Genomic DNA, 8181 nt, shown 5'->3' with positions numbered 1-8181 from the left:
TTTGTGGCGCGACAGCGCGGCGCGTCAGGCGTTAGCCGCGCTTGGTGAGGCCCATTTTGATGCGGCCTTCCGCCGGGGTCATGACTCGCGCGCCAAGGCGGCTGAGGATTTCACTGGCGCGTTCCACCAGTTGCCAATTGGTGGCGAGCACGCCCTTGTCCAGCCACAGGTTGTCTTCCAGACCGACTCGCACGTTGCCGCCCAGCAATACCGCTTGCGCGGCCATCGGCATCTGCATGCGGCCGATGCCAAAACCGGCCCACACCGCGTCGGCGGGCAAGTTATCGACCATGGCTTTCATGGTGGTGGTGTCGGCCGGGGCGCCCCATGGAATTCCCAGGCACAGCTGGAACAGCGGCTTATCGAGCAGCCCTTCCTTGATCATCTGCTTGGCGAACCACAGATGGCCGGTGTCGAAAATTTCCAGCTCAGCCTTCACGCCCAGCGCCTGGATACGTTTGGCCCCGGCACGCAGTTGCGACGGGGTGGACACATAAATAGCGTCGCCATCACCAAAGTTCAGAGTGCCGCAGTCGAGGGTGCAAATTTCCGGTAGCAGTTCCTCGACATGGGCCAGACGTGTCAGCGGGCCCACCAGGTCCGTATTGGAACCAAACTCCATCGGACGCTCGCCGTCGCCGATCTCCAGATCGCCACCCATGCCAGCGGTGAGGTTGACGATGATGTCGATATCGGCCTCCCGGATACGCTCCATCACTTCGCGGTACAGCGCCACATCGCGGCTGAATTTGCCGGTGTGCGGGTCGCGCACATGGCAGTGCACCACCGTCGCACCTGCCTTGGCGGCCTCAACCGCGGCTGCCGCAATTTGTTTGGGCGTGACCGGTACGTGAGGGCTTCTGGCGGTCGTGTCTCCAGCACCAGTGAGTGCGCAGGTGATGATGACGTCGTGGTTCATAGGGTTGGCTCCTTACAGACGTGGAGATGCCGTTCGCGGCCCGGGATGACCGCGAAACGTGAGTTCAAATCAGGTTATTGACTGCTCAATTGAAGGTTTGCCGCTGCCGGTTTGCCGTCGAAGGTGGTGACGCCTTCCAGCCAGCGCGCCTGGTCTTGGGGATTGTCTTTGAGCCACTGCTTGGCGGACTCCAGGGCATCCTTGTGATCCAGGATTGGCTGCATCATCCGGCTCTCTTCCGCGGAAGTGAACGTCAGGTTGGTCAGCAATTTGTGCACGTTGGGGCACTGTTCGGCATAAGTCGGCGAAGTAACGGTCCACACGGTCGCCATGCCTTCGTTCGGACCCAAAGCGCCGTCACTGCCGTTCAGGTACGTCATCTTCAAGTTGACGTTCATCGGGTGCGGCGCCCAGCCGAAAAACACCACGGCTTCCTTGCGGCGCACCGCGCGGTCTACGGCGGCGAGCATGCCGGCTTCGCTGGACTCCACCAGCTGGAACTTGCCCAGGCCAAACTGGTTTTTGGCGATCATCGCCTTGATCTGGGTATTGGCGCCTGAACCAGGCTCGATGCCGTAGATCTTGCCGCCCAGTTCCTTTTCGAACCTGGCAATATCAGCAAAGGTCTTCAGGCCTTTGTCCGCCAGGTAATCAGGCACGGCGAGGGTGGCACGGGCGTCTTCCAGGCTTGGTTTTTCGAGGACCTTGACTGTCTTGGCCTCAACGAACGGCGTGATGGTCTGGGTCATCAGCGGATTCCAGTAACCCAGGAACAGGTCCAGGCGCTGGTCACGAATGCCCGCGAAGATGATCTGCTGGGAAGCGCTGGTCTGTTTGGTCTTATAGCCGAGGCCGTCGAGCAGCACTTGGGTCATGGCGCTGGTGGCGATCACATCAGTCCAGTTCACCACGCCCATGCGCACGTTCTGGCATGAAGCGGCATCCGCTGCCATTACGTTGGTACTCAAGATAGCGCTGGCGCTGAGTGCGAGCACGTTAAGGCTGATCAGTCGGTTCATGGTGGGGCCCTCGGCAGGTTGTTATTATGGGTTTCGGCGTCTTTGTGCGCCGTGAGATCAAGTTACGCGGCCTGACAGGCGACGAAGCGCACGGCGGCGACCCGCTTTTGCACTACGGCGACCTGCCACCCTTGAACCCGCCCATAACCGGAATTATCACAGCAGCCCGCTGCCGGTCCGACGAGAGCGCCCCATGGCCCAGGATTTCTATTTTTTGTTGATGCCAGGGTTTTCGGCCATCGGCTTTATCTCCGCACTGGAGCCGCTGCGGGTGGCCAACCGCTTTGGCGGCGAGCTATACCGCTGGCACGTCTTGAGCGCCGACGGCGGGGCGGTACTGGCGAGCAACGGCATGTCGGTGAACGCCGACGCAGCGCTGGTGCCGCTGGAAAAAAACACCACCTTGCTGGTGGTAGCAGGCTTTGAACCGCTGCAGTTTGTCACTCCGGCCCTGGAGCAATGGCTGCGTCGACTCGACCATGAAGGCGTGACCCTTGGCGCCATCGACACAGGCGCGTGCGTGCTTGCCAAAATCGGCCTGCTCGAAGGCTATCGACTGACCCTGCACTGGGAGGCCATCGACGCATTTAAAGAATCCTATCCACGCCTCACCGTGACCCAGGAGCTGTTCGAGATCGACCGCCGCCGCATCACCTGCGCTGGGGGCACGGCTTCTATCGACCTGATGCTCGACCTGATCGCCCAGGCACATGGCCCTGAGTTGGCGATTCAGGTGTCTGAACAATTCGTCCTTGGTCGCATCCGCCCGCGCAAAGACCACCAACGGATGCAGATCGCCACGCGCTACGGCATCACCAACAAGAAACTGCTACACGTGATCGGCGAGATGGAACAGTACACCGAACCGCCGCTGAGCACGCTGGCGCTGGCCGAGGCGATCAAAGTCACCCGACGCCAGCTGGAGCGCTTGTTTCGTCTGCATCTGAACGACACGCCGAGCAACTTCTATTTGGGCCTGCGCCTGGAAAAAGCCCGGCAACTGCTGCGTCAAAGCGGTCTTAGTGTGCTGGAAGTGAGCATCGCCTGCGGGTTTGAGTCGCCGTCGTATTTCACACGAAGCTACCGAGCGCGGTTTGCGAAATGCCCGAGGGAGGATCGGAGGCGGGAACTGATTTGAGTCTCGTTCCTTCGAGCAAAAAAATTATGCGACTGGCTCTCCATACACATCGCCTGCCATGAAGCAAAAGTCTGTTCGAATATCAAAGGCTGTGTCGACTGTGAGCCGCGAGGTTAGAACCGGTGATAAGTCGAGTTTTGTACGAAATCGAACTTTACCCATGCGTTATAAATGGCTCGCTCTTGCTTTGATTGCGGCGCATCAGCACATACACCGCAGCAGAGGCGAGTAGCGCGAACATTGCGGCAATCAAGAATGCACCGGCGAATCCCTGGCTATAGCTTTGCTGAGCAAGCCTTTTCAGCATTTCAGTCAAGTCGTTGGGGTACATAGCGACAGCACGGTCGAAGTCGCCAGCCATGACATATTCGGCAAATCCGCTTTCAACAGACACTCCGGAATGCATCAGGCTGCTTTCAATCGCAGATCTCACGCCGCTGGCCAGCACCGCTCCCAGTCCGGCGAACCCCAGCAATATGCCGGTAAAGCGGAATGTGGTGCTGATGCCCGATGCCATTCCCGCCCGATGCCTGGGAACAGTGCCCATGATTGCCTTCTGGGTTTCGCCATTGAGCAATCCACCGCCTGTTCCCAGAACTGCCATACCGGAAATCAGCAACAGTTCTCTCTGGTTAACGGCAGCGAACATCAGGATCAGGTTACCCAATGCAACGATCAAGAGCCCCAGTGCCAGGATCCGCGCACTATCAAGGTAAGGCGAAAGTCGCCGACCTACCTGCGGAAAAATCAGCATCGCGAGGGCAAAGGGCAGCATGGCGATACCTGCTGCAAGTACGCCGTTTCCACGGCCGTTTTGTAGAAAAAGCGGTAACAGCGATGCCATGACCTGAGCAGATGAGGCGTAGGCGAGCATCGCGAGTACGGCGCCGACGAAGGGCCTGGCTTTGAACAATTCAAGATCAAGCATCGGGTAAGTGCGACGTTTTTCAACCCAGACAAAGACTGTGAACAATAGCAGGCCTGCGATCATGCTCAGGAGCACGGGGCTACTCATCCATCCATGACTGGGGCCGCTGATGAGTGCCCAGGTGACACTGAACATGCCCAGGGCGAAGAGCGTGATTCCCGGGATATCCAAAACTCGGGGCGTGGGGTCACGAGACTCATCCACCCGCATGACGACAGCTGTCGCCAGCAACAAACAGGCCGGGATATTGATATAGAACGCCCAGCGCCAGCCAAGCGAGCTACTGATCACTCCACCCATCAGCGGCGAGATAACCATGGTGAGTCCCATGATGCCACCCCATATCGCCCATGCATGGCTGCGCGCTTTTTCATCGTGGAAAGTATGTCCGATGATGGCCAGGGCAGGCGCAAGCAGGAACGCGGCGCCTACTCCCTGTACCGCTCTTGCGAGATAAAGGCCCGGTGCTGAAGGCGCCAGACCACAGGCCAGGGAAGCGACGCCGAAGAGTGCTATCCCGAATAGAAACACCAGCCGTCGACCGTACCGGTCAGCAATGGAGCCAGCCGGAAGGAGGAGGGCAGCAAAGCAGAGCACGTAGGCGCTTATGACCCACTCGATCTCTGCAAACGATGCATGAAGATCTCTGGCAATGGTTGGCAAAACGATGCCCACGACGTTCGTATCAAGAACGGTCATGGCACAACCTGCTGACGCGACAACCAGTATGGCTGCTTCTTTTCTCATGGAACGCGAGCCTCTTTGGATAGCCGGGGCGGTGACTGCATTGGTTGAATTAAGCGTTATTTGAATGCAGCCAGACCGGCTTGAGCGATTTCTTCATCGTGCTGAGGCGTGTCCGCGGAGACCCCGACGGCTCCGACGGTGTATCCGTCGACGATGATCGGAAAACCTCCGCGCATCAGCACGAAGCCTTGGGCGGTGATAGCGGCCGGTCTCTGGCCATTGATAGCGTCTTCCAATGCGCCACTGGGACGATGGAACAGAGCGGCAGTGCGAGCTTTCCCGGGCGCCAGTTCGACACCCGCTGGGACAGCGGCGTTGTCCATTCGGGCGAGCAGAATAGGCGAACCCGCATTATCGACAACTGCGATAACACAAGGCCACCCGGCCATTTGCGCCTTGGTTTGCGCTGCCGTGAGGATCTGTTGGGCTGCGGCAAGGGTCAGAACTGGCTGGGTGGGCAAATCCGATGCAGCTGCTGGCAAAGAGATCAATGCAAGGCATTCGGCGAGAACCAGAGCAGTGGCGATGTGAGGAAGACGGAACATGGGTGAACTCCTGATGGGGTGAGTTCAGCGATTGAAACAGGCAGGATAATTCAGTACAACAAAGCTCAACCGTCTTATAATTCAGTAAATCTGAATAGCAGGTGCAGCTTTCATGGATATTCGCCATCTCCGCTCCTTCGTCACAGTTGCGGAAAATCTGCATTTCTCACGCTCAGCTGAGCAGTTGGGCGTTTCTGCCCCAACCCTTACTGCGCAGATTCAGGAAGTAGAGAGCTCGTTAAAGGCTCGGCTTTTTAATAGAACAAAGCGTTCCGTCGCTTTGACTCCGGCAGGGGAGGCATTTCTGAGAGAAGCCCGCGCTACTCTGGAACAATTCGAGAAAGCTATCAGCGTGGGTCAACGTGCAGGTCGAGGTCAGGTTGGCCGCGTTGAAATCGGCTACGTGGGGTCAGCCGCCTTTTTCGGCGTACTCCAGGACCAAGTCCAGCGGTTTCGCAATCAGTGGCCAGACGTCATGGTGAACACCCGAGAATTCCCTACAGAGCAGCTCACCGCACTGCTTGAGGATGGACGGATTGATGTGGCCTTTGTACGAATGCCAGTGGAACTACCTGACGCGATCTCCAGCCGTATTTTGGCGCGAGACCGCTTCTGCCTGGCGTTGCCCGCTGACCATTTCCTGGCAAAAACAGTTAATGACATTCTCCCGAGCGCGCTTGCCAGCGAATTGTTTGTCCTACCTGAACAGGGGTTGGGGTTGCGCGAAGTGGCCAGGCGCGGAAGATTCGCTCCACAGATTGGTTCGGTTCCTGGAAGTCTGGTCGCTGTGCTGACACAGGTGGCACTGGGTATGGGTATAGCGGTGATCCCCAGCGTTCTCATTCAAACTGTCCAACTGCCGAATATTGTCTTCAAGGAGATAGCCGGGCCGCCCATATTTTCAGAGGTGGGAGCGTTGTTTCGCCGCCATGAGAAACTGCCAATTGTGTGCAACCTGATTAGTCAGATCCTTGAGAGCGAAGATCTGAATCATCCACACTAAGGTCCATATGAAAGATAGTCAGGGATCGCAGGAGACGCAGCATGTTAAAAGAGTTTTCCATATTCACCGACACTGCAACAATTTCAATATTTGATATCGATGCCATGAAGCATCGAGTTTCAGACTCCCCTGACTGGTGGAGCATTGTGGAGGACGAGATTATCGAGATAAACGAAGGTAACATCGTTTTTCTTGGTTTGGGAGAAGACGGTAACTACACGATAAAAGTTCTGGACACCATAGAAAATGAAGCAGGGTCATTAAACATACACTTCCCATCGGGCAACGTTTTTATTGGGGCAGGGGAGGACACGTCCGGGGGAGATCTCGAGCCAGATGGCTCTGATGTGATACAAGGAGAAACCTTAAACTTCACCCCGGGGAACTATAGTATGAAGTTCACCAGGGAGGGCTCTGTAATTGAACTCTGCTTTACCCCGGGGCTGGAAAAACAGAACGCCATAAAAGAACCCGTCCGGATATAGAACTGCGATATTCCAGGGCTGGCTAAATCTCGGCAGCCGACCCCAGCGGATGCCGCACAAATGAGCACATCCGCACCTATAGACGCAGTTAAGCATGGCGTTTCAGATTCTCCTGACTGATAGAGCATTGCGGAGAATGAGATGCTTGAGATAAACGAAGGTAACATCGTATTTCATGGGTTGGGAGATGACCGTAGCTATATTCTAAAAATTCTGGACCCTATTGAAAATGAATCAGGTTGATTAAATATATACTTCCCATCGGGCACCGTTTGTATTAGGGCAGGGGAGTAAAAGTCCGGGGTCTGTACGGATATAGAGATGTCCATATTCCAGGTCTGGCTACTTCTATTCGAGCATCATCGGCTGAACACCTCGTAAGCCCACACTGGCGAGTCCTGCAACAGGATGACGTCGCTCTCACTATTGGCGATGGTCAGTGTGTAAGTGCCTGCTTCTATCAAAGCTCTTTGATAGCGTTTCTAACTGTGGACAGGAAAAAGTCTTCGTAGCTTTCAAATATTATCAGTTTGCTAGCTTCTCTTTTGAATGATAGTTCAGTTTCTATTATAGGATGTTCGTTAGGCCCGCTGCTGATTGACGTATCTATAGAATAGATTGGGCCATATCCAGAGGACTGGATTACTATCATTTTAGAATCAGCGTCGCCTTGTGAGCGAGCGCTCATTGTCGCAAACATTACACTGGGTATGGAGTCGGCTGCCAGTCCACTTTTTGTGATTCCATAATAGGTGTCGCCGGCGAACGATAATGCGCCGAATCTCTTGAGAAAGAGTTTGTACGATAAAGGAAAGACTACACCCATTTCTTTCTCGAAAGTTAAAATCAAGCTGTCATCTGCGCTTCCGGCGCTTATCAATTCCTCGCCACTTGCGTTTATTTCAGATTCAATAACATCTAAGTAATTCATACGTGTCTCTTAAAAGTCCAGTCAGCGTTATTCCCTACAGCTTTTACCCTTCATGGGCATGGTCACGCAAGCCAAGTTCGCTTTGCACCGATTGCATTGACCCAGCCGGTGGCGTTTGGCAAGTACCTTGCCGCAAGCGGGTTTGGTACCCCCAATAACTACGGCGTGGCCATCGAAGCGCTGTGCTTGGGGGATAGCGCGCAGTCCTTGCAAACCGTGGGCGCAGCGCCCGCGCCCTGAGTTGGCAGGCATCGTTGTGGTCAAGCCGAGGCTGCGCGTGGTTTTGTCAGCATCCTGGTTGCCAGGCTTGCGATCACTAACCGCTTTAGGCCTAAGGTCGGTTCGGGCAGTAGGACCGAGCCTGCTCGCGATGTCGGTCGCACTTTCGGCATCTGACCCCAGCGAACGCCGCACAAATGAGCACACATGCACCCGATATGAACACACGCCCCATTTACCGTAGCGA

Annotated in this window: 9 protein-coding genes; 4 read left to right on the top strand and 5 right to left on the bottom strand. The window is 55.8% G+C overall.

What is annotated here, in order from left to right; translation table 11 throughout:
• Nucleotides 1–31 precede the first annotated feature (31 nt).
• Nucleotides 32–919, bottom strand: coding sequence for a 3-dehydrocarnitine:acetyl-CoA trimethylamine transferase CdhC (gene cdhC, locus H8S59_RS08840; RefSeq protein ID WP_187521159.1), 888 nt, complete (start codon nt 917–919; stop codon nt 32–34).
• 74 nt (nt 920–993) lie between these two features.
• Complete coding sequence (locus H8S59_RS08835) at nt 994–1938, bottom strand: choline ABC transporter substrate-binding protein (protein WP_187521158.1); 945 nt, start codon at nt 1936–1938, stop codon at nt 994–996.
• A gap of 193 nt (nt 1939–2131) precedes the next feature.
• Between H8S59_RS08835 and H8S59_RS08830 the strand changes: the two genes are divergently transcribed.
• Nucleotides 2132–3076, top strand: coding sequence for a GlxA family transcriptional regulator (locus H8S59_RS08830; protein WP_187521157.1), 945 nt, complete (start codon nt 2132–2134; stop codon nt 3074–3076).
• 154 nt (nt 3077–3230) lie between these two features.
• On the opposite strand, the gene H8S59_RS08825 is transcribed toward H8S59_RS08830, so the two are convergent.
• Complete coding sequence (locus H8S59_RS08825; protein ID WP_246475149.1) at nt 3231–4703, bottom strand: MFS transporter; 1473 nt, start codon at nt 4701–4703, stop codon at nt 3231–3233.
• A 104-nt stretch (nt 4704–4807) separates the two neighbouring features.
• Complete coding sequence (locus H8S59_RS08820) at nt 4808–5296, bottom strand: GlcG/HbpS family heme-binding protein (RefSeq protein WP_187521155.1); 489 nt, start codon at nt 5294–5296, stop codon at nt 4808–4810.
• A 112-nt stretch (nt 5297–5408) separates the two neighbouring features.
• Between H8S59_RS08820 and H8S59_RS08815 the strand changes: the two genes are divergently transcribed.
• From H8S59_RS08815 to H8S59_RS27260, 3 genes are all read left to right on the top strand, one after another.
• On the top strand, nt 5409–6299 hold the full coding sequence (locus H8S59_RS08815) for a LysR family transcriptional regulator (protein WP_187521154.1): 891 nt from the start codon (nt 5409–5411) through the stop codon (nt 6297–6299).
• A 41-nt stretch (nt 6300–6340) separates the two neighbouring features.
• Nucleotides 6341–6784 carry a DUF6386 family protein gene (locus H8S59_RS08810; RefSeq protein WP_187521153.1) on the top strand — a complete coding sequence of 148 codons (444 nt, stop codon included), beginning with the start codon at nt 6341–6343 and terminating at the stop codon, nt 6782–6784.
• Nucleotides 6785–6910: 126 nt separating this feature from the next.
• A complete protein-coding gene (locus H8S59_RS27260) occupies nt 6911–7027 on the top strand; it encodes a DUF6386 family protein (protein WP_425504567.1) in 117 nt (38 codons plus the stop codon).
• A gap of 217 nt (nt 7028–7244) precedes the next feature.
• On the opposite strand, the gene H8S59_RS08805 is transcribed toward H8S59_RS27260, so the two are convergent.
• Nucleotides 7245–7715 (bottom strand): SMI1/KNR4 family protein, encoded by a 471-nt coding sequence (locus tag H8S59_RS08805; protein WP_187521152.1) that lies wholly within the window; start codon nt 7713–7715, stop codon nt 7245–7247.
• Between the last annotated feature and the right edge of the window lie 466 nt (nt 7716–8181).

The organism is Pseudomonas folii (assembly GCF_014357575.1).
GTDB lineage: Bacteria > Pseudomonadota > Gammaproteobacteria > Pseudomonadales > Pseudomonadaceae > Aquipseudomonas > Aquipseudomonas folii.
Note: the sequence above shows the minus strand (reverse complement) of the source record. Positions and strands in the feature narration are given on the sequence as shown.

Bases quoted from the DNA above. Each gene is read 5' to 3' on its own strand.
- cdhC (WP_187521159.1), bottom strand. From the start codon at position 919: ATGAACCACGACGTCATCATCACCTGCGCACTCACTGGTGCTGGAGAC.
- H8S59_RS08835 (WP_187521158.1), bottom strand. From the start codon at position 1,938: ATGAACCGACTGATCAGCCTTAACGTGCTCGCACTCAGCGCCAGCGCT.
- H8S59_RS08830 (WP_187521157.1), top strand. From the start codon at position 2,132: ATGGCCCAGGATTTCTATTTTTTGTTGATGCCAGGGTTTTCGGCCATC.
- H8S59_RS08825 (WP_246475149.1), bottom strand. From the start codon at position 4,703: ATGACCGTTCTTGATACGAACGTCGTGGGCATCGTTTTGCCAACCATT.
- H8S59_RS08820 (WP_187521155.1), bottom strand. From the start codon at position 5,296: ATGTTCCGTCTTCCTCACATCGCCACTGCTCTGGTTCTCGCCGAATGC.
- H8S59_RS08815 (WP_187521154.1), top strand. From the start codon at position 5,409: ATGGATATTCGCCATCTCCGCTCCTTCGTCACAGTTGCGGAAAATCTG.
- H8S59_RS08810 (WP_187521153.1), top strand. From the start codon at position 6,341: ATGTTAAAAGAGTTTTCCATATTCACCGACACTGCAACAATTTCAATA.
- H8S59_RS08805 (WP_187521152.1), bottom strand. From the start codon at position 7,715: ATGAATTACTTAGATGTTATTGAATCTGAAATAAACGCAAGTGGCGAG.